This is a genomic window from Bacillus sp. AM 13(2015) (assembly GCF_001518755.1).
GTDB classification, from domain to species: domain Bacteria; phylum Bacillota; class Bacilli; order Bacillales; family Bacillaceae; genus Bacillus; species Bacillus safensis.
The window spans coordinates 1-19,051 of the sequence record NZ_LKCP01000029.1 but is presented as its reverse complement, the minus strand read 5'-3'; the positions used below and the strand labels follow the sequence as shown (position 1 = coordinate 19,051).

The window sequence follows — 19,051 nt, the reverse complement described above, 5'->3', positions numbered from 1 at the left end:
AAAAGAGCGTATTGTACGCTCTTTTTTTATATTATCCTTTTCCTGCCTGAAAACCTGGATACTTTGTCATGCCGCCGTCTACATATAACGTTAGGCCCGTAACATAGCTTGCTTCTTTTGATGCCAGCCAGACAGCGCATGCTGCCACTTCTTCCGGCTTTCCAATATAGCCGATTGGAATCAGCTCAATTACGCCTTTTTTCAAGGCCGGATCATCGAATTTCTCCGCATTAATCGGGGTATCAATGGCGCCTGGTGCAATACTGTTTACACGGATTTTTTTAGGGGCATATTCAAGCGCCAATGTTTCTGTCAAAAGCTTGGCGCCTCCTTTACTAGCTGCATAATGGACAAAATGAGGCCAAGGAATTTGCTGATGAACAGACGACATATTAATGATCGAGCCTTCTATCCCATGATCCGTCATATACTTTAGTGCATCACGGCATCCTAGAAACATACCTGTTAAATTGGTAGACATCACTTTGTTCCAATTATCCAGCGTCATTTCGGTGGAAGGCACTTCATTTTCAATGCCTGCGTTATTGATCATCACATCAAGGCTGCCGAATGTATCAACAGCTTTATTAATCATTGCTTGCATATCCTCTTCCTTTGATACATCTCCTTTGATTTTCACAGCCTGTCCGCCATGTTTTTGAATTTCTGCAATGGTGTCATCCGGATTTTCTTTATCAGAAAAGTAATTGATCACCACATTGGCTTTTTCTTGTCCAAATCGGCGTGCCATCGCTTGACCAATTCCTGTACCTGCGCCTGTAATCAGAACTGTTTTTCCTTCTAAATCTGGATACATTCGTGTTACCTCCTATTTTGTAAAGCCTAGCAGCACACCGCCTGCAATAATCATCAAGCAGCCTGCAATGACAAAGCTTGTTCTAGATGCTTTCTCTTTTAATAAGTAAATGCCGCCTAGTGTTGAGATGACAATCCCTGTTTGTGACATTGAAAAGCTTACGGCTACGCCAATTAATGGAATGGCCAAAAGCAGCCCAAGATTTCCTGTTGACCAAATAAGACCGGCAATGATATTTCTAAACGTATATTTACTAAATGGATCCTGCTTTAAACTAATCGCTAAGGATGAAAGAAGCATGCCGACAGATTGCGGGACGAGTGCAGACCAGCCATCAATATCAAACCATCTTAAAATGACAACATATCCGACGTAGCCGACGGTGGATATGAGTAGAATAATGATCCCTTTTTTAAAATTGCCTCTGCCATTCTCGCCGCCATTCTTTTTTTGACCGAGCGATGTCATGACAACACCTGCAATGATCAGTAAAATGGCGCAGGAACCAATGAGTATGACAGTCATTGTCTGCCATTCTTTGAAGACCATGACGCCAAATAGGGTCGTGCTCACAAGCTGCATGCCCGTTGATAAAGGAACCGCTTTAGACACGCCAAGAAAAGCGACACTTGAAAGCTGATTCATTTGTCCAATACTCCAAAAGATGCCTGAAATGACGGAAACCGCAAATATAAGCGGTGTCAGCTCTGGCATTTTGATGAAAAAAGCTACAATCGAAAATAAAAACGCGCCGAGCGTAATGCCGAGGGTTTGCTGATACGCATTCCCGCCTAGTTTGACACTGATGAGAACAATACTTCCCCAAAATATCGCTGGGAGAAGTGCATATAAGATGCCCACTTCTATCCCTACTTTCTTGTCTTTTTTACATAGCATCCCTCTTTTTCTCATTTTTAGCCGAAAATATGCAAACAAAAAAACCTTACCAAAGGTAAGGTTTTTCAGTCGTTCTGTTTATTTCATCCATTCAGTATGGAATACGCCTTCTTTATCTGTGCGCTCATACGTATGTGCACCGAAATAGTCACGCTGTGCTTGAATTAAATTCGCTGGAAGGACAGCTGTGCGATAGCTATCAAAGTAAGCAAGTGCACTTGAGAATGAAGGAACAGGAACTCCTTGTTCAACTGCAAGTGAAATGACTTTACGAAGTGATGATTGATAGTTTTGAGCAATATCCTTAAAGTATGGATCAAGCAATAGGTTTTTCAGTTCAGGATTACGGTCATATGCTTCTTTAATTTGTTGTAAGAAGGCTGCACGAATGATACATCCGCCGCGGAAGATCATCGCAATTTCACCGTATTTTAAATCCCAGTTATATTCATCAGACGCTGCTTTCATTTGCGCAAAGCCTTGTGCGTAAGAACAGATTTTACTCATGAATAGGGCTTTTCTAACCGCTTCAATCAGCTCTTGTTTATTCTCAGCTGATTGCGCAGGCTCAGGACCTTGGATCAATTGACTTGCTTCCACACGCTCATCTTTCATTGCTGAAATGTAGCGCGCAAAAACAGACTCAGTAATGATTGGAAGCGGGACACCTAGATCAAGTGAGCTTTTGCTTGTCCATTTTCCAGTTCCTTTTTGACCAGCTTTATCTAAGATCACATCCACAAGCGGCTGGTTTGTCTCTTCATCCACTTTTGTGAAAATGTCAGCTGTAATTTCGATTAAATAGCTGTCAAGCTCGCCTTTATTCCACTCTGAGAATACTTCATGAAGCTCCCCTGCTGACAATCCAGCAACATGCTTCAAGATAAAGTATGATTCAGAGATCAATTGCATATCTCCGTACTCGATACCGTTATGAACCATTTTGACATAATGTCCTGCTCCATCTGGGCCGATATACGTTGTACAAGGCTCGCCATCTACTTTCGCAGAGATCGCTTCTAAAATTGGTTTCACTAGCTCATGCGCTTCTTTTTGACCGCCTGGCATGATGGAAGGACCTTTTAGCGCGCCTTCTTCACCGCCGGAAACACCTGTACCAATAAAGTGAATGCCACTTTCTGCAAGCTCTTGATTACGTCTTTGTGTATCCTTGTAATATGTATTTCCACCATCAATTAAAATGTCACCTTTCTCTAGGTGAGGAAGTAATGATTGAATGGTTGCATCTGTTGCTGCACCAGCTTTTACCATTAAAAGAATTTTACGCGGTGTTTCAAGCGACTGAACAAATTCTTCGATGCTGTATGTGCCAACAACGTTTTTTCCTTCTGCTTCTTGAAGAAACTCTTCTGTTTTGCTGCTAGATCTGTTATAAACGGATACGGAGAAACCGCGGCTTTCAATATTGAGGGCAAGGTTTTTCCCCATAACGGCTAGTCCAACCACACCGATTTGTTGTTTTGACATTATTCTGACGTCCCTTCTAACACACTATATTGATTACTGCTGAAATGATGTACCCTTTGAAATTACCACAACATCACCTCTTTTATCAAGTTTTCAGGCTAGTCATTTCCTCTTTCGTCCTGAAAAAAATCTTTATTAAAACTTGTCCCGCTTGTTTTACTCTCTTTTTCCTTAATGGTGATCCCTCTTTGCACCAATGGTTTTCCATATTTTTCTTTCAGTCCATCTAAAATGGTTTGGAGGGGCTCTTCTTTTGCATCTTCTGTATATGAAAATAAATCAAGCTGTTTAACGGCTGCTTTTCGTTCGACTAGGTCTGTCCCCGTTACACCTAAGAGCCTCACTGGCTGATCATTCCAATGTTTCAGGAATAACTGTTTTGCCGCTTCAAATATGTCTTCCTTTCGATCCGTTGGATTTGTGAGCATGATACTTCGCGTGATATTTTTCCAGCTTGCATATCGAATCATGATGAGCAGCCGATTCGCCATCACTTCTTTTCTCTTTAACCTTGCACTCACAGATTGTGACAGCTTATCAATTAACGTGACAAGTTCATCTGAATCATCCGAATCATGAGGCAGAGTGGATGAATTGCCGACGGATTTAAATTCGTATATTCTTTCTGGGTCCACGATGCCGTCATGTTCACCATTCGCCTTTTGCTTTAATCTCGGTCCATTAATGCCAAGCAATTCTTTTAGCGTATACTCATTCGCTTTCGCTAAGTCTTCTATAGTATGAATTCCGATGGTTTTCAATTTATCTGCCGTTTTTTGTCCAACCCCGTGCATGTCACCAGCAGGTAGCGGCCAAAGCATGTTCGGAACATCTCGTTTACGCAATATGGTGATTCCCATTGGCTTTTTCCAATTAGACGCCATTTTCGCTAAAAATTTATTCGGTGCAATGCCGATACTTGAAGGAAGCATCAGCTCCTCTACTAGCCTTGTTTGAATGTCATGAGCCGTTTTTACCGCATGCTCGGCATATGGCGTATGCGTTAAATCAATGTAGCCCTCATCAATCGATACAGGTTCGACTAAATCGCTGTATTCTCTTAGTATTGTAAACATCTCTTGTGAGGAGCTGCGGTACCGGTCAAAGTTCGGTGTGCGGACAATGAGTCCCGGACATAGCCGCTTCGCCTCCCACAAGGGCATCGGGGGCTTCACACCTAATGCTCTCGCCTCGTAGCTGCACGTCACAACAATCCCTTTACGCTCTTTTGCATTTCCGCTGATGGCTAAAGGTTTCCCTCGCAAAGAAGGATCATACGCCATTTCTACATTGGCATAAAAAGCATTCATGTCTATATGAAAAATAATATTTGACATTGGCATAACCCCATTTTCTTGTCTACTTGAATTTTGATCAGCTATTTTTGATTATACATTGATTTATTTCATCTTTCCTCAAAAAAACCTTCTCTAAAAAAGAGAAGGTTTCACGTTCATTTACACTTTTTCTTCAAGTATACCATGTTGATATTGAATGTCCTCATATGTGAATACTTCATTTTTTTGAGGATATAATTGTTTCACAACCGGAGTAGGCTGTTGATTAAAATTCATACTCAAACTTTGATTGGAGTAGTGTCCAGCCGGATCAATATAATACTTGTAATCAATGACTCTTTCTACATCAATGTCAGCGTAAGCAATTCCCTCTGTTTCAGCTGGAACCATATCACTGATCGGCTCCCCATCTGGCCCGTAAATGCACGTATGCCCGCTCTTAAATGTTTCAAAGTAATCTCTTTGCTCCTGCGTTAAACAAATCATCTCTTTCATTTCTTCCGTATATATAGATGATGTCATCAGCACAAATGTCTGTGTCGCGATGGCATAATATCTGCTTGATATTTCATCATCAAAATAACCTGGCCAAGAGGCTACATGTACCTGCTCATTTTGGGCATTCATCGCCATAAGATCTAGCGGGACTTGATGCTCCCAGCACATCAATCCGCCCAGGTTTCCAATTTCAGTTTGAAACACTGGCATCATACTGCCACTTCCATCCCCCCAAATGAGTCTTTCTGCTACAGAAGCTCTCATTTTCCGATGTTTTCCTATTAAATCCCCATTTGGATTAAACCAAAGCTGAGCTAAATAGAGAGAGCCGCCATCTTTTTCACTGCATGATATACAAACGTACGTTTCATTTCTTTTTGCTGCTTCACTGATTTTTTGAATGGCTAAGCTAGGGATTTCAACTGCATTTTTATATAATTCATGATAGAACTTTCTTGTATATTCTGGATGACCAATAAAAGCAAACCAAGGATAACCTGGTAAAAATGCTTCTGGGAATGCCACAAGCTTTGCACCATTTGAAGCTGCCTCGTCAATCAGGTCACATGATTTCTCAACGGTTGCTTCCAAATTTAAATAGACTGGTGCTGCTTGTACCGCAGCTGCTCGAAACTTTGGGTAAATACTTGTCATATTCAAAACCTCCATTTCTTTTCATCCCCCTCATTATAGGATAGGAAATATGAAGTTTGGATGACATTTACTATTTTATACAGAATAAGGGATTTTATTTAATGGAGAAAACACACGGTTCTGTTAGACATTTAACCATGTGTATAGTACACTGTGAGTAATGAAATGGATGTGATAATCATGATAATTGATACATTCAATGAAGTCTTTTTCCTTGTTGAATTCTTTACGATTATTCTTCCAGCGCTGACGGCCATCGGCATTGCGTTTTTATTAAAAGACTGCCGTATGAACGAACACCTTGGTGGGCATCGTTTGGAAGAGTTGGACGCATCTTGCTTGAATCGAACAGACTTTCTGTTTATCATATATGATCGCATTACAACTTGGATTAGTAAAGTCATTCGAATGAAAAGATCATCTAATGATGATGAAGACCATTCGCTTCCTCTCGCTAATTAAATTTTTTTAATCATGAGGAGGAAACGAATTGAAACGTTTATTGACTGTGTTTACGACTTTATGTTTGATGATGATTGCGTCACCTGCATTTGCAGCGAGTGCGCAAACGAATACGAGCTCTGATGGGTTTTTCCATCATTATTTTGTTCAGCCTTTTTCTGAGCTGATCATTTGGCTTGCGAACTTTTTCCATGATGATTATGGTTTATCGATTATGTTCGTCACCTTGATTGTCCGCCTGCTGATTTTCCCACTTTTTGCGAATCAATTTAAGAAGCAAAGAGTCATGCAGGAAAAAATGGCATTGGTGAAGCCTCAGATTGACCAAATACAAAACAAATTGAAGAAAACGAAAGAACCTGAAAAACAAAAAGAACTGCAAATGGAAATGATGAAAGTATATAAAGAGAACAATGTGAATCCGCTTGCCATGGGCTGTCTGCCGATGCTGATTCAAATTCCAATTGTTCTTGGCTTTTACTCAGCAATCCGCTCAACACCTGAGATCGCAACTCATACGTTCTTATGGTTTAACTTAGGACAAACCGATTTATTGGTGGCGATTTTTGCAGGGGCTATGTATTTCTTACAATTTTATGTCACGCAAAAATATGCGAAGCAATCAGGCACCCAGACAGAGGCTGCGCTGAAGCAGGCGAAAGTAATGGGCATGATTTTCCCAATCATGATGCTGTTTCTTTCAATTAATGCACCCGCTGCTCTTCCTTTATACTGGATGACAAGCGGACTACTACTCACGATTCAAACGATTATTTTAAATGTCATGTACCAAAAATCAAAAACGAAAGCTGCGGCTAACGAACAAGCCAAACCAGCTGCTGAATAAAAATAAACCCCTTATCTAAAGATAAGGGGCTTTTCATTATGCCAATTCTTCTTTCAACCGGTCTGGCAATTGATCGAGGTCCTCAATTTTCCCAAGGAACTTATTTGGGTCCACTTGTAAAATCATTTTGTTTTCTCTCTCAACAACGCCGAAGAAATATTCAGAGGCCTTCGTGTTCATATGAAATGGCTTGATCTCGCTTTGCTCGATATCGATAATATCTTTTGCATCTGAGACAAGACAGCCAATCATTTGATCGTTTACTTCAAATAGCAGTACCTTTGACTGCTCGTTTACATCAAGAGGCTTTCCGTGAAGCATCACACCTGTGTCACTGACAGGAATGACCTCTCCTCTTAATGACATCAGCCCTTTAATTTCTTTTGGAAGGTTCGATACTTCTTGTAAGTAAGGGACCTTTTCAATCGAACGAATATGCTCTACACTGATGCCAAACTCCTCTTGCCCCACCTGAAAAATAATAATCTTTTGCGCGCTCACAGAGTCTCCTGCCTTTACGATGGATTTGTCGTTTCTTCGATAATGGCGAGAACCATTTCAGCTGTTTTGACTAATTCTTCAATCGGCATTTTCTCATTTTTCGTATGAATATCTTCATATCCAACAGCTAGGTTGACAGTTGGGACGCCGTTGCCTGCAATGACGTTTGCATCACTGCCTCCGCCGCTCGTCTGCAGTTCTGAAGGACGGCCAATTTTTGCTGCCGCTTTTTTCGCCACTTCTACGACTTGATCGCCGTGTGAGAATTTGAAGCCTGGATACATGATGTCAATTTGTACATCGGCACTTCCGCCCATTTCTTTAGCGGTTTTTTCAAAGGCTTCTTTCATCTTCGCTACTTGAGCTTCCATTTTTGCTGGTTCTAAAGAGCGTGCTTCCGCCAAAATATCGACTTGATCGCACACAATATTCGTTTGTGTTCCGCCTTCAAAACGGCCGATATTCGCTGTTGTTTCTTCATCGATGCGGCCAAGTGGCATGCTGGCAATTGCTTTTGATGCAATGGTAATCGCAGACACACCTTTTTCAGGCGCGACACCTGCGTGAGCGGTTTTTCCGTAAATCGTTGCGCGTACTTTTGCCTGTGTTGGTGCAGCTACGATAATCGTACCAACCTTGCCATCTGAATCAAGGGCATAGCCGTATTTCGCTGTCATCAAATTTGGGTCTAACGCTTTTGCTCCAACAAGTCCTGATTCCTCGCCTGCTGTGATCACAAATTCAATCTTCCCGTGCTTTAAATTTTTCTCTTTCAGCACACGGATCGCTTCAAACATAGCAGCAAGTCCTGTTTTATCGTCAGCACCAAGAATAGTTGTTCCATCTGTTTTCACATAGCCGTCCTCAATGACTGGTTTTACGCCATTTCCCGGCACAACTGTATCCATATGAGAAGTGAAATAAATCGTATCTGCCTCTTGATTCCCTTCTAATGTGCAGACAAGGTTGCCTGCACCGTGGCCTGTTGCTGCTTTTGAATCGTCTTCAACCACTTTAAGACCAAGCTGCGAGAATTTTTCTTTTAATACTTCAACAATTTTCTCTTCGTGTTTTGTTTCTGAATCAACCTGAACTAATTCTAAAAATTCGTCTAGTAAGCGTTTTTCATTGATCATGATGATGCTCCTCCTCTTATAGCGGCATGTTGCCATGCTTTTTTAACGGTCTATCTTCTTCCTTACTGCGAAGCAAATCAAATGAGCGGATCAATCGCTCTCTCGTTTCAGCTGGCATAAAAATATCGTCTATCAGACCTGCCTGGGCCGCTTTCCATACACTTGGTTTGTTTTCAGACTCGCGCGAAGCAGGATGAACAATTTCGTCTGCGAACGTTTTCCCCATGACATCAATTTCGGCCTCTGGCCATGCATAAACAAAGTCAGCGCCTAAGCCCTTGCTATTCATCGCGACATAAGCACCGCCAAACGCCTTTCTTAAAATCACAGTAATTTTGGGAACGGTTGCTTCAGCATACGCATATAAAAGCTTTGCACCGTGGCGGATAATTCCTGCATGCTCAGCTTTCTCCCCTGGTAAAAAACCAGGAACGTCCACAAGGGTTAAGATCGGAATATGAAACGCATCACAAAATCGAATAAACCTGGCCGCTTTATCGGAAGCGTCAAGATCAAGGCTGCCTGCCAGCACCTTTGGCTGATTGGCAACAACACCAATGGAGGCTCCTTGTAATCTGGCAAAACCTGTGACAATATTTTTTGAGAAACAAGGCTGCGTTTCAAAGAATGAGTCTGGATCGGTTATCGCTGTCACCACTTGTTTGACATCATAGGTGCGTGATGGATTCTTTGGCAGAATTCTGCTGGATCGGCGGTATCGTGCTTTCGTACCCCAGCGCGTGTGACAGCCTGTTGTTTCGTTTGTATGTACGTTAAAAGAGTTCGAACCGCTTTTAACACGTCCTTCTCATCTTTCCCAGTATAGTGCACATTCCCGCTTGTCTGATGCTGAACACTTGCACCGCCAAGACGGTCAGGACAGACCGTTTCTCCTGTTGCTTTTTCTATTACTTTCGGACCAGTTAAAAACATATGAGCTGTTTGCTCTGTCATGAAGACAAAATCAGTCAATGCAGGAGAATAGACTGCACCTCCAGCACATGAACCTAAAATAACAGATATTTGCGGGATTCGACCAGAGTACAGCACATTCCGTTTAAAAATCTGTCCGTATCCTTCTAATGATACCACACCCTCTTGAATTCTCGCACCACCTGAGTCTTTTAGACCGATGACCGGCATCTGATTTTTAGCGGCCAGATCCATTAAAGCGGCAATTTTCTTCGCATGCATTTCGCCTAATGAGCCCCCATATACTGTTGCATCTTGTGCATAAACACATACTGGTTTTCCATGAATGAGTCCCGTTCCAATGACGACACCGTCTCCAACATGCTCTGACAGATCGCCTGTTGCAAATGACTGAATTTCCATCAAGCTGCCCTCGTCAAGAAGTTCATGAAGCCGCTCTCGAGCCGTCAGCTTTCCTTTGTTCTTGTGAACCGCTGCTCGTTTTTCGCCGCCACCCATTAACGCTTTCTTCCGCCATTCAGACAAGTCATTGAACGATTCATTCATCACTATGTTTCTCTCCTTTCAAGGACTCGCACAATTCAAATAACACACCTGACGTTTCTTTAGGTGAAATAAATGCAATTTGCTTTCCGCTGGCGCCCATCTGTGCTGTTTTTTGGAGAAGCTGCACGCCAAGGTGATCGAGACGGCTAAGATCAGCCTGAATGTCACCCGACTTTAGCGCAATATGATGAAGCCCCTCTCCTCTTTTTTTTAAGAAATTATGTAGTTTACTGCGGGCTGAGATCGGCTCAATTAATTCAATGTGCAGATCATCAAGTGAAGCGAAGGACGCTTTAATCTCCTGCTCAGGAATCTCCTGTATGTCTGAAAAATGCCAATTAAATAGCTGATGAAGCGTTTGAGATGTTTCTTTAATAGAAAAGACGGCAATGGCAATATGATCGATTTGTGTCATCCGTTCACTTCCTTTGCTGATCACTTGTCGCATATGAAAAAACCAGATAAAATAAAGACAACTGCGCTTGTCGCAAAAATCTTCGGTTATAGGGGTGCGATATGTCTCAAAAATTCATGAAATTTATGGTATTGCTTATGATTAGCCTGCTGTTAGTTTCTTCACTTTTAGCAGGAGCAGCAGCCTTTTTATAAGGATTGAATAAAAGCAGACAAGCAGGTGATTCGGGATATCAACGAATGGCCTGTTTGTCTTTGGCAAGCGTTTCAAAGGAAGCACTTGATTTTGTAATCCATACCTTTGTTCCAATTGGAAGCTGATCAAACAGCAGCTCTACATCTTGATTATGAAGTCTCACACAGCCTGCCGTGATAAATTTCCCAATCGAAGTTTCATCACTTGTTCCATGAATTCCATAGGTTCTGCCATCTGTTCCTCGTGCATCAAATCCAATCCATCTTCGTCCAAGAGGATTATTCTTCGCACCGCCTTCAATATTTTTTCTTCTGTAATAGGGATCTTTCGCTTTGATCATAATGGTAAATTCACCTTCTGGCGTTAAATCTGCTGTTTTTCCTGTAGAGGCAGGATATACTTTTTGAATTTTCCCATGATCAATAAAGGCAAGTTCATTCGTTTGTTTATTAATAATGACAAATGGGTCACCTGGCAGCGGGTTTTGTCCAAGCGGCCAGATAGGTGAAAGGGACATGGTCAGTACGGTATAAAATAAAAGACGCATAGGCTCCTCCTTTTTCATTAGATTGACCAATGAAGGAGGAACTCATGCGTCTCTATTCTTTCATCCCTTTAAAATAGCTTTTCAGTACTAAATATTGTTCCATTTCACCGAGGAAATGAAAGAGTGCCGCTCTTGCCTCAAATTCTTCTCGTGTTTGCGGGAGCGGAAGTGCGTCGAATTCTTCTTTCATATCAATGAGACGTCTTAAAAACTTATGCGCTGTGTTCCCTGGGTGAATATGTTCGCGTAAGTCTCTAATGTATTCTGCAATGATTTGTCCATGCTCCGTTGTGACGGAAATCGACGTAATTTTGGGCAGCACACGCTCAATGATTTCAAATTGCTTTTGTCTCATGTTGAAATAATGATAGTACAGGTTTTCATGTCTTAATACATGGTTTTCAACATCACGATATGCAAGAGCTTTTGCTTCTTTAATCAATTGATGTGTCTCTGGTATTTCTTTTCCTGTCCAGTCTTGTTTCCCTGTCATTAAGTATTGCTCGATTTCTTCAAAGATTTTAGCAAAGTTGGCTTCAATTTGTTCGCTGTAGCGTTTGAGCTTTTTATCAACACTAGGCATATAGAGGTTCATAATCAGCGCTACCCCAACACCAATAGTAATCAGCAGCAGTTCATTCCAAATGAGATGCAGGGTAATTCCGCCAGACATGTATAAATGGAGGATGATGACTGAACTTGTGACAATCCCTTCTTTAATTCGAAGCAGAACCGTTGTCGGAATAAAGACAAGCAGCATCAAACCGATCACAAAAGGATGATACCCGATCAGATCGAAAAATAAATAAGAAAATAAAATAGCGAGACTGCATGCTGCAAAGCGGGCTCCCGATGCTAAGAGGGATCTTTTCTTTGTCACCTGAATACACAGGATCGTAATAATCCCGGCAGCTGAATAATTTTGCAAGCCAAGCAATTGTGCAATATAAATAGCGATCGCTGTTCCTAATGCTGTTTTCAGCGTTCGGTAGCCGATTTTAAACATGATGTGATTCACTCTTTTCTGTCTTGTTTCCATTCACTTTTGTGAAATGGTGAACTTTTTTTACTTTCCCCATTATAATCAAAAAAAGAAGGAGATGTTAAGTCTCCTTCCCTTTTTTCTTTATAATATTTTTTGTAAGAAGTCTTGCGCACGCTGTGAAGACGGTGATTCAAAAAATTGTACAGGGTTTGCATCCTCTACAATTTTCCCGTCATCCATAAAGATCACACGGTCAGCCACTTCTTTTGCAAAGCCCATTTCATGTGTGACGATGACGAGTGTCATTCCAGATTGAGCCAGCTCTTTCATGACCTCTAATACTTCCTTGACCATTTCTGGATCTAGGGCAGACGTTGGTTCGTCAAACAGCATAATGTCTGGTGTCATTGCAAGCGCACGTGCAATCGCCACACGCTGCTTTTGACCGCCGGACAAACGGTTCGGGAAATCATCTTTTTTCTCTAGAAGCCCTACCTTTTTGAGCAGGTCTTCAGCTTGCTTGATGCTGTCTTCCTTCGATTGATTCTTCACATTCATTGGCGCATACGTAATATTTTCCAGCACGGTTTTATGCGGGAACAGATGGAAATGCTGAAATACCATTCCGATGTTCTCACGCACTTTTAGTGCATTCGTTTTTGGATTGGTGATTTCGGTGTCCTTAATTGTTATTACACCGGAAGTCGGCTTTTCAAGTAAGTTGATGCAGCGGAGGAAGGTCGATTTTCCTGAACCAGATGGTCCAATAACCGCAACAACTTCCCCTTCTTTAATGGTCGTGTCGATCCCCTTTAAAACTTCGTTTTTACCAAAAGATTTTGTGAGTTTCTCTATTTTAATCATTTGATTTTAACTTCCTTTCCACCGATTTGCCGACAAAGGTGAGAACAAGCACGATGACATAATAGATAAGACCCGCAAAAATAAGCGGTTCAAGATAATTATACGTGACGGCCCCAGCTTGATAGGCTCGTCTCATGACATCACCCAGTCCGATGACTGTTACAATTGCTGATTCTTTTGTCAGTGTAATCGTTTCATTCACAAGTGCAGGTGAAATATTTTTAAACGCCTGCGGAAGCAATAAGTCCTTCATCATTTTAGCATAAGGGATGCCTAAAGCAACGGCCGCTTCTTTTTGACCTTTATCAATGGCATTAATACCCGCACGAATAATTTCAGATACGTATGCCGCGGAGTTGAGTGAAAATGCCGCTACAGCAGCCCAGTATTGATCGATTTGGAACCCAAGAAGCTGAGGCAGACCAAAATAAATAATGAGCAATTGAAGCACAAGCGGTGTGCCTCGGAAAATTGACGTATAAAAGTCTGCAATCCAAATGAGCGGTTTAAACACACTAATTTTACAAAGCGTTAATAATATTCCTAAGATAAATCCAAGGAAAAGGGATACCACTACAATAGAAAGTGTGACCTTAAGCCCTTCTAAAATAAAGGGCATCTGAGGTATTACATCTTTAAAATCAAACATGACATTCTCCTTTTTTTTGCCTTCATACAAAACAGGAAAAAAAGTTCAACACGAGTTGAACTTTTCAGCGCTTTTCTACTTGATTTTCTTGAATGACGCTGATTCTTTTCCTGACTTACTTTTCATCAGCAAACCATTTTTTAATTAATTTATCAAGTTCACCATTATCTTTCATTTCATTTAATGATTTATTAAACTTCGCTGTTAAGTCGCTATTTTTCTTGAATGCAATGGCTGAACCTTCGTTTGAGCTGTTCAATCCAAATGCTTGGAAGTCTTTTTCCTTTTTCAAGTAACCAGCAGCTACTTTATCTTCAATAATTGCTGCATCAAAACGGCCTGCTTTGATCTCTTGAACGATATCAGAAATTTTATTACGGTCTTCAACTGTAAGGTTATATTTCTTTTGCAATCCATTTGCTTCATCTTGTTGAATAGAACCTAATTGAACGCCGACTGTTTTATCTTTTAAATCTTTCTCTGCTTTAATACCGCTAGATTTCTTTGATACAACCAAGTTTTTAGCATTGTAATAAACATCAGAGAAATCAACTTGCTTTTTACGTTTTTCTGTAGGTGTCATTCCTGCAAGGACAATATCAGCTTTGTTTGTTTTGAGGGCTGATACAAGGCTAGCAAAGTCCATATCTTGAATTTCTAGCTTGTAGCCGTTCTTTTTCGCTAGTGCTGTTGCAAGATCTACATCAAAACCGACAATTTTATCTCCGTCTTTTGATTCAAATGGCGGATAATCTGCTGATGTCGCCATCACGAGTGTCTTGTCATCTCCTGATGCGTTTGAATTATTAGAAGAAGTTCCGCATGCTGCGAGTGCAGCTGCAAGACCAGCTGTCATAAGTAATAATAACCACTTTTTCATATGATGATGCCTCCCAGTATTTAAAATCATGTATTGATTTGAATATTTATTCACTATAATGTATTTTAAACACTTTCTTTTTAAGATGCAATAGTATTTTGCTAAAATTATTTTGATTCTATTGTCTTATAAAACAAAAAGCAGACCGATCTAAAGACCGGACTGCTTTATATTTATTCATTCAAAAGTCATATGTTAGATTTCTTCGCAATGCTCATCAAAAGCGGCTTGTAGTTTTGACACGACTTCCATTGGCTCATGCCCTTCAATTTCATGACGCTCGACCATTTTGATGATTTTTCCATCTTTTAATAAGGCAAAGGATGGTGAAGATGGCGGGAAGCTTCAAAGTATTCACGAGCTCTTGCTGTTGCCTCTTTGTCCTGCCCAGCAAACACTGTCAGCAATTGATCTGGACGCTTATCGTAATGAACAGAATAGCCGGCAGCTGGTCTTGCAATACCGCCTGCACAGCCGCATACTGAATTCACCATGACAAGTGCCGTTCCTTTTTTAGTCAGTGCTTCGTCTACTTCTTCAGCTGACGTGAGCTCAGTGTAGCCTGCCTGCTTAATTTCTTCTCTCGCTTGTTTTACAATATCATTCATAAATAAATTAAAATCAATATTCATGTCCGTCCACTCCTTTAGCGTACCATAACCATTTTAACTCCATCATAACAAGGAAAACGCCTGCGGGCAAATGTGTTGTCTTATCCATCGCCTCTTTTTCCGAACATCGTTTATGAGCTGTCAAATTGGGGAAAAGTGATGATAAAGAGATGAAAGGGAGAACTGCGTGATGGCACAATTCAAAAAAGCGATGCTCATTTATAATGGAAATGCTGGACAAAAAAACATGGAAAAAACACTCGGTCAAACAGTGCCTCTTCTTTCTCTACATATTGATGAACTCATTCTTAAACCAACAAAGCAGCCAAATGATGCTTATGATTTCTGTCGTCATATTGCTGAGACAGTGGAATTGCTCATCATATTAGGCGGAGATGGAACCGTGCATGAATGTATGAACGGTATTGGCGGCTTAGAAAAAAGGCCCGCTGTAGCGATATTACCAGGCGGGACATGCAATGATTTTTCTAGAACGCTTGGTATTCCTCAACAGATGCAAAAAGCCGCTCAAATGATTGTAGACGGCAAAGAGACAAAGGTCGACTTAATCAAAGCAGAGAATCGATACGTATTAAACTTTTGGGGAATTGGGCTGATCGCAGACACGTCCAACAACATTAACGACAAGGAAAAAGCCGTACTCGGTAAAATCAGCTACTTCACAAGTGCCCTGCGCACACTGCAGCAAACAGATCCTTTTCACGTACGGATTGAGACCGAAGAGGAAAGCTGGGAAGAGGAAGCAGTCATCGTTCTTGTCATGAATGGACATTTTATCGGTACAAATAAAATTGATTTGCCTAATGCATCCATTGATGATGGAAAAGCTGAAATCTTAATTTGCAGAAATACGAGTTTCTCTGCTTTAAAAGAAATTTTCTCAATGAACCGGGAAGAGCTGGAGGATTTCACCGGCGATCTGTCTCTCATTCAAGCGTCCAGTATTCGTATCCACACAAAAGAGGAAATGGATGCTGATACGGATGGTGAGGTTTATATGAAGGCTCCCTCTTCTTTAGAAGTGTTAAAGCAGCATTTGACCTTTATTGTTCCAGCAGAATAAAAAAAAGCCCGACATCATTTTGATTCGGGCTTTTTTTTGATATAGCGTCTGTATAAATATTCAAGTGCATATCCGAGAAGTGTCCCAGCGAGAAGTGATATTCCTAAAAAGCTATTGGCTGCTCCTTTAAACCCACCGACAATCAGCAGACAGTACACGATTTGAATGATTGAAACGATCGATATGATAAGCAGTAATCGTTCAGGATGATTGCGTGATTTAGAAATGTACCGTAGAAAAGCGAAGGCAATCGCTGTGATAAACATGAGACCAATCGTTAGAAAAGCAAAAAAATCTAGTCCAGACATATCATCGCTCCTTTCTCCTAGATGTGGAAATCCCCCTCTCATGCCGGGAGGGGGAAAATGATTGTTTTAATAAACAGATGTCTGCTCGTCGATGTCTTCAAGGATTTGTTTAATTCGCTGAAGGAATCTGCCGCATACAAGACCATCTAGTACTCTGTGATCTAATGAAAGACAAAGATTGACCATGTCTCTTGCCGCAATCATTCCGTTTACTATCATTGGACGCTTCACGATCGATTCTACCTGTAAAATCGCCGCTTGCGGATAATTAATGATTCCCATTGATTGTACTGAACCAAATGATCCCGTGTTGTTGACAGTGAATGTACCGCCTTCCATATCACTTTGCTTGAGCGTTCCTTGTCTCACCTTAGACGCCAGCTCATGAATTTCTTTGGCGATGCCCTTAATGGTCTTTTCATCCGCATCCTTAATGACTGGAACAAAAAGCGCGTCATCTGTAGCGACAGCAATCGAAACATTGATCGCTTTCTTCTGCACAATTTTATCTCCAGCCCACATACTGTTCATTTCAGGGAATTCCTTTAAGGCCTGAGCCACTGCTTTGACAAAGAACGCAAAGAACGTCAAGTTAAAGCCTTCTTTTGCTTTAAACTGATCCTTCAGCTGATTTCTTCTTGTCACTAGATTTGTCACATCGACTTCCATCATCGTCCATGCATGCGGAATTTCATGTTTGCTTCTCAGCATATTGGCCGCAATTGCCTGCCGGATCGGCGTGACTGGCAGCTCAACATCACCAGGCATGGAAGGGATGGCAGGAGCCGCTTTTGCGTGAGATGGCTGCGCAGGCTCCGGTTGAACAGCACGTTCATTGACAGGTGCTGTCTTCTCTTTAACGCCGCCGTTTTCAATCAGCTGCAGCAAATCCTTTCTAGTAATTCGGCCACCTGCTCCCGTACCTTGAACAGCTGCTAAATCAATGCCATGCTCATCGGCTAAACGAAGAACGGCTGGAGAGTAACGTTTCTTTTGACTTTGATTCTCATTTGTTTGATCTGCTTCAGGCGCTTTGCTTTGCTCAGGTGCTGCTTCTTTCTCGCTCTGCTGCTCGCTTCCTTCAACTTCAATTTCACAGAACACTTCTCCTACTTGCAGCGTTTCGCCTTCCTCAGCCGATAGCTTTGTAATCGTTCCTGTAAAAGAAGACGGGACTTCTGCGTTCACTTTATCCGTCATGACTTCCGCAATCGGATCGTATTTATTCACATGATCGCCAGGTGAAACGAGCCATTTGCTAATAGTTCCTTCTGTTACACTTTCACCTAGCTGAGGCATTTTCATTTGTTCAATTGCCACTTTGAAACCCTCCTCTTTCTTAAAACGCCGCTAGCTCTCTCATTTCAGCTTCTACCTTATCCGGGTTGACCATGAAGAATTTCTCCATTGTCGGCGCATAAGGCATTGCCGGAATATCTGGTCCTGCCAGGCGTTTGATTGGTGCGTCTAAATCAAATAAGCAATGCTCTGAAATGATCGCCGCAACCTCACTCATGATGCTGCCTTCTTTTGTATCTTCCGTTAACAGAAGCACTTTCCCTGTTTTAGAAGCCGCTTCTATAATCGCTTCCTGATCAAGCGGGTACACTGTTCTCAAATCGAGAATATGAGCAGAAATGCCGTCTTTTGCAAGGCGGTCTGCTGCTTGCAGCGCAAAATGCACACAAAGGCCATATGTAATGACCGTAATATCATCGCCTTCACGTTTCACATCTGCTTTTCCAATCGGAAGAGTGTAATCCTCTTCAGGCACTTCTCCCTTAATAAGGCGGTATGCACGTTTATGTTCAAAGAACAATACAGGATCTGGATCACGCACTGCAGCCTTTAAAAGACCTTTGACATCATAAGGTGTAGAAGGCATCACAATCTTCAAACCAGGCTGGTTAGCAAAAATCGCTTCGACCGATTGTGAATGATAAAGTGCCCCGTGTACTCCGCCTCCGTATGGTGCACGGATGACCATTGGACAGCTCCAATCATTATTTGATCGGTATCTAATTTTTGCAGCCTCTGAAATGATTTGGTTGATTGCGGGCATAATGAAATCCGCAAATTGCATTTCTGCAATTGGGCGCATTCCATACATCGCTGCCCCAATACCTACACCAGCAATGGCTGATTCTGCAAGAGGTGTATCCATGACGCGCGCTTCTCCAAATTGCTCGTAAAGACCCGCTGTCGCTTTAAATACGCCGCCTTTTTTCCCGACATCCTCTCCGAGCACAAACACTTTCGGATCTCGTTCCATTTCTTCTTTCATCGCCAGTGTAATGGCGTCTATATATGACATAACAGGCATTTTTCTTCCCCCTTACTCCGCATACACGTAACGAAGTGCGCTTTCTGCTTCAGCATAAGCTGCGTTTTCCGCTTCATCAGTGGCTTCGTTTACGATTTGCATGATTTCTTTTT

The 19,051-nt window shown here is 41.7% G+C and carries 20 protein-coding genes and 3 pseudogenes; 4 read left to right on the top strand and 19 right to left on the bottom strand.

Features of this window, described 5'->3' with window-relative positions; genetic code table 11:
* Positions 1 to 31 precede the first annotated feature (31 nt).
* The 5 genes from AOQ70_RS03345 to AOQ70_RS03325 all read right to left on the bottom strand — a co-directional run bounded on the left by AOQ70_RS03345 (position 32) and on the right by AOQ70_RS03325 (position 5,652).
* A complete protein-coding gene (locus tag AOQ70_RS03345; protein ID WP_039179773.1) occupies positions 32 to 817 on the bottom strand; it encodes an SDR family oxidoreductase in 786 nt (261 codons plus the stop codon).
* A 12-nt stretch (positions 818 to 829) separates the two neighbouring features.
* Positions 830 to 1,678 carry a GRP family sugar transporter gene (locus tag AOQ70_RS03340; RefSeq protein WP_059374856.1) on the bottom strand — a complete coding sequence of 283 codons (849 nt, stop codon included), beginning with the start codon at positions 1,676 to 1,678 and terminating at the stop codon, positions 830 to 832.
* Between the two features lie 114 nt (positions 1,679 to 1,792).
* A complete protein-coding gene (gene gndA, locus AOQ70_RS03335) occupies positions 1,793 to 3,202 on the bottom strand; it encodes an NADP-dependent phosphogluconate dehydrogenase (RefSeq protein ID WP_041086071.1) in 1,410 nt (469 codons plus the stop codon).
* Positions 3,203 to 3,300: 98 nt separating this feature from the next.
* Positions 3,301 to 4,545 carry a DNA polymerase IV gene (locus AOQ70_RS03330; protein ID WP_039179779.1) on the bottom strand — a complete coding sequence of 415 codons (1,245 nt, stop codon included), beginning with the start codon at positions 4,543 to 4,545 and terminating at the stop codon, positions 3,301 to 3,303.
* A 114-nt stretch (positions 4,546 to 4,659) separates the two neighbouring features.
* Positions 4,660 to 5,652 carry a carbon-nitrogen hydrolase family protein gene (locus AOQ70_RS03325; protein WP_041086846.1) on the bottom strand — a complete coding sequence of 331 codons (993 nt, stop codon included), beginning with the start codon at positions 5,650 to 5,652 and terminating at the stop codon, positions 4,660 to 4,662.
* 180 nt (positions 5,653 to 5,832) lie between these two features.
* Here AOQ70_RS03325 and AOQ70_RS03320 point away from each other — a divergent pair, with 180 nt between their 5' ends.
* Together AOQ70_RS03320 and AOQ70_RS03315 are read left to right on the top strand one after the other, a co-directional pair.
* Positions 5,833 to 6,114 (top strand): hypothetical protein, encoded by a 282-nt coding sequence (locus AOQ70_RS03320; protein WP_039179781.1) that lies wholly within the window; start codon positions 5,833 to 5,835, stop codon positions 6,112 to 6,114.
* 28 nt (positions 6,115 to 6,142) lie between these two features.
* Positions 6,143 to 6,961, top strand: coding sequence for a membrane protein insertase YidC (locus tag AOQ70_RS03315; RefSeq protein WP_039179784.1), 819 nt, complete (start codon positions 6,143 to 6,145; stop codon positions 6,959 to 6,961).
* A 36-nt stretch (positions 6,962 to 6,997) separates the two neighbouring features.
* Here the strand turns inward: AOQ70_RS03315 and AOQ70_RS03310 are convergent, their stop codons facing one another.
* From AOQ70_RS03310 to mce, 4 genes and pseudogenes are all read right to left on the bottom strand, one after another.
* Complete coding sequence (locus tag AOQ70_RS03310) at positions 6,998 to 7,462, bottom strand: chemotaxis protein CheW (protein WP_039179788.1); 465 nt, start codon at positions 7,460 to 7,462, stop codon at positions 6,998 to 7,000.
* A gap of 14 nt (positions 7,463 to 7,476) precedes the next feature.
* A complete protein-coding gene (locus AOQ70_RS03305) occupies positions 7,477 to 8,598 on the bottom strand; it encodes a M20/M25/M40 family metallo-hydrolase (RefSeq protein WP_058838011.1) in 1,122 nt (373 codons plus the stop codon).
* Between the two features lie 16 nt (positions 8,599 to 8,614).
* A pseudogene (locus AOQ70_RS03300) lies at positions 8,615 to 10,077 on the bottom strand (acyl-CoA carboxylase subunit beta).
* Complete coding sequence (gene mce, locus AOQ70_RS03295) at positions 10,070 to 10,492, bottom strand: methylmalonyl-CoA epimerase (protein WP_039179796.1); 423 nt, start codon at positions 10,490 to 10,492, stop codon at positions 10,070 to 10,072. Before mce ends, AOQ70_RS03300 begins: the two are co-directional and overlap by 8 nt.
* Before the next feature lie 101 nt (positions 10,493 to 10,593).
* Here mce and prli42 point away from each other — a divergent pair, with 101 nt between their 5' ends.
* On the top strand, positions 10,594 to 10,686 hold the full coding sequence (prli42, locus tag AOQ70_RS20050; protein ID WP_149126490.1) for a stressosome-associated protein Prli42: 93 nt from the start codon (positions 10,594 to 10,596) through the stop codon (positions 10,684 to 10,686).
* Positions 10,687 to 10,724: 38 nt separating this feature from the next.
* Here the strand turns inward: prli42 and AOQ70_RS03290 are convergent, their stop codons facing one another.
* The 6 genes and pseudogenes from AOQ70_RS03290 to AOQ70_RS03265 form a co-directional block, all read right to left on the bottom strand.
* Positions 10,725 to 11,234, bottom strand: a complete 510-nt coding sequence (locus AOQ70_RS03290; RefSeq protein WP_041086088.1) for a L,D-transpeptidase — start codon at positions 11,232 to 11,234, stop codon at positions 10,725 to 10,727.
* A gap of 52 nt (positions 11,235 to 11,286) precedes the next feature.
* Positions 11,287 to 12,240 carry an aromatic acid exporter family protein gene (locus AOQ70_RS03285; RefSeq protein ID WP_024422917.1) on the bottom strand — a complete coding sequence of 318 codons (954 nt, stop codon included), beginning with the start codon at positions 12,238 to 12,240 and terminating at the stop codon, positions 11,287 to 11,289.
* 120 nt (positions 12,241 to 12,360) lie between these two features.
* Positions 12,361 to 13,083: an amino acid ABC transporter ATP-binding protein gene (locus tag AOQ70_RS03280; protein WP_034280282.1), complete on the bottom strand. Its 723-nt coding sequence runs from the start codon at positions 13,081 to 13,083 to the stop codon at positions 12,361 to 12,363.
* Positions 13,076 to 13,732 (bottom strand): amino acid ABC transporter permease, encoded by a 657-nt coding sequence (locus AOQ70_RS03275; RefSeq protein ID WP_039179807.1) that lies wholly within the window; start codon positions 13,730 to 13,732, stop codon positions 13,076 to 13,078. The genes AOQ70_RS03280 and AOQ70_RS03275 overlap by 8 nt, the downstream gene beginning before the upstream one ends.
* 115 nt (positions 13,733 to 13,847) lie before the next feature.
* Entirely contained in the window at positions 13,848 to 14,612 is a 765-nt protein-coding gene (locus AOQ70_RS03270) for a transporter substrate-binding domain-containing protein (RefSeq protein WP_059374854.1), read from the bottom strand.
* 195 nt (positions 14,613 to 14,807) lie between these two features.
* Positions 14,808 to 15,244, bottom strand: a pseudogene (locus AOQ70_RS03265) (BrxA/BrxB family bacilliredoxin).
* 169 nt (positions 15,245 to 15,413) lie between these two features.
* Between AOQ70_RS03265 and AOQ70_RS03260 the strand changes: the two are divergent.
* Positions 15,414 to 16,307, top strand: a complete 894-nt coding sequence (locus AOQ70_RS03260) for a YegS/Rv2252/BmrU family lipid kinase (RefSeq protein ID WP_059374852.1) — start codon at positions 15,414 to 15,416, stop codon at positions 16,305 to 16,307.
* Between the two features lie 14 nt (positions 16,308 to 16,321).
* Here AOQ70_RS03260 and AOQ70_RS03255 read toward each other — a convergent pair whose 3' ends face one another.
* The 4 genes and pseudogenes from AOQ70_RS03255 to AOQ70_RS19510 form a co-directional block, all read right to left on the bottom strand.
* Positions 16,322 to 16,615, bottom strand: a complete 294-nt coding sequence (locus AOQ70_RS03255) for a YesK family protein (RefSeq protein WP_039179818.1) — start codon at positions 16,613 to 16,615, stop codon at positions 16,322 to 16,324.
* A 66-nt stretch (positions 16,616 to 16,681) separates the two neighbouring features.
* On the bottom strand, positions 16,682 to 17,935 hold the full coding sequence (locus tag AOQ70_RS03250) for a dihydrolipoamide acetyltransferase family protein (RefSeq protein ID WP_059374850.1): 1,254 nt from the start codon (positions 17,933 to 17,935) through the stop codon (positions 16,682 to 16,684).
* A gap of 19 nt (positions 17,936 to 17,954) precedes the next feature.
* Positions 17,955 to 18,938, bottom strand: a complete 984-nt coding sequence (locus AOQ70_RS03245; RefSeq protein WP_024422925.1) for an alpha-ketoacid dehydrogenase subunit beta — start codon at positions 18,936 to 18,938, stop codon at positions 17,955 to 17,957.
* A 12-nt stretch (positions 18,939 to 18,950) separates the two neighbouring features.
* A pseudogene (locus AOQ70_RS19510) lies at positions 18,951 to 19,051 on the bottom strand (thiamine pyrophosphate-dependent dehydrogenase E1 component subunit alpha); the annotation flags it as partial.

What these genes read in the sequence shown, in the direction of transcription:
- AOQ70_RS03345 (WP_039179773.1), bottom strand. Translation starts at nt 817, where the DNA reads ATGTATCCAGATTTAGAAGGAAAAACAGTTCTGATTACAGGCGCAGGT.
- gndA (WP_041086071.1), bottom strand. Translation starts at nt 3,202, where the DNA reads ATGTCAAAACAACAAATCGGTGTGGTTGGACTAGCCGTTATGGGGAAA.
- AOQ70_RS03330 (WP_039179779.1), bottom strand. Translation starts at nt 4,545, where the DNA reads ATGCCAATGTCAAATATTATTTTTCATATAGACATGAATGCTTTTTAT.
- AOQ70_RS03325 (WP_041086846.1), bottom strand. Translation starts at nt 5,652, where the DNA reads ATGACAAGTATTTACCCAAAGTTTCGAGCAGCTGCGGTACAAGCAGCA.
- AOQ70_RS03320 (WP_039179781.1), top strand. Translation starts at nt 5,833, where the DNA reads ATGATAATTGATACATTCAATGAAGTCTTTTTCCTTGTTGAATTCTTT.
- AOQ70_RS03305 (WP_058838011.1), bottom strand. Translation starts at nt 8,598, where the DNA reads ATGATCAATGAAAAACGCTTACTAGACGAATTTTTAGAATTAGTTCAG.
- mce (WP_039179796.1), bottom strand. Translation starts at nt 10,492, where the DNA reads ATGACACAAATCGATCATATTGCCATTGCCGTCTTTTCTATTAAAGAA.
- prli42 (WP_149126490.1), top strand. Translation starts at nt 10,594, where the DNA reads ATGTCTCAAAAATTCATGAAATTTATGGTATTGCTTATGATTAGCCTG.
- AOQ70_RS03290 (WP_041086088.1), bottom strand. Translation starts at nt 11,234, where the DNA reads ATGCGTCTTTTATTTTATACCGTACTGACCATGTCCCTTTCACCTATC.
- AOQ70_RS03285 (WP_024422917.1), bottom strand. Translation starts at nt 12,240, where the DNA reads ATGTTTAAAATCGGCTACCGAACGCTGAAAACAGCATTAGGAACAGCG.
- AOQ70_RS03280 (WP_034280282.1), bottom strand. Translation starts at nt 13,083, where the DNA reads ATGATTAAAATAGAGAAACTCACAAAATCTTTTGGTAAAAACGAAGTT.
- AOQ70_RS03275 (WP_039179807.1), bottom strand. Translation starts at nt 13,732, where the DNA reads ATGTTTGATTTTAAAGATGTAATACCTCAGATGCCCTTTATTTTAGAA.
- AOQ70_RS03270 (WP_059374854.1), bottom strand. Translation starts at nt 14,612, where the DNA reads ATGAAAAAGTGGTTATTATTACTTATGACAGCTGGTCTTGCAGCTGCA.
- AOQ70_RS03260 (WP_059374852.1), top strand. Translation starts at nt 15,414, where the DNA reads ATGGCACAATTCAAAAAAGCGATGCTCATTTATAATGGAAATGCTGGA.
- AOQ70_RS03255 (WP_039179818.1), bottom strand. Translation starts at nt 16,615, where the DNA reads ATGTCTGGACTAGATTTTTTTGCTTTTCTAACGATTGGTCTCATGTTT.
- AOQ70_RS03245 (WP_024422925.1), bottom strand. Translation starts at nt 18,938, where the DNA reads ATGCCTGTTATGTCATATATAGACGCCATTACACTGGCGATGAAAGAA.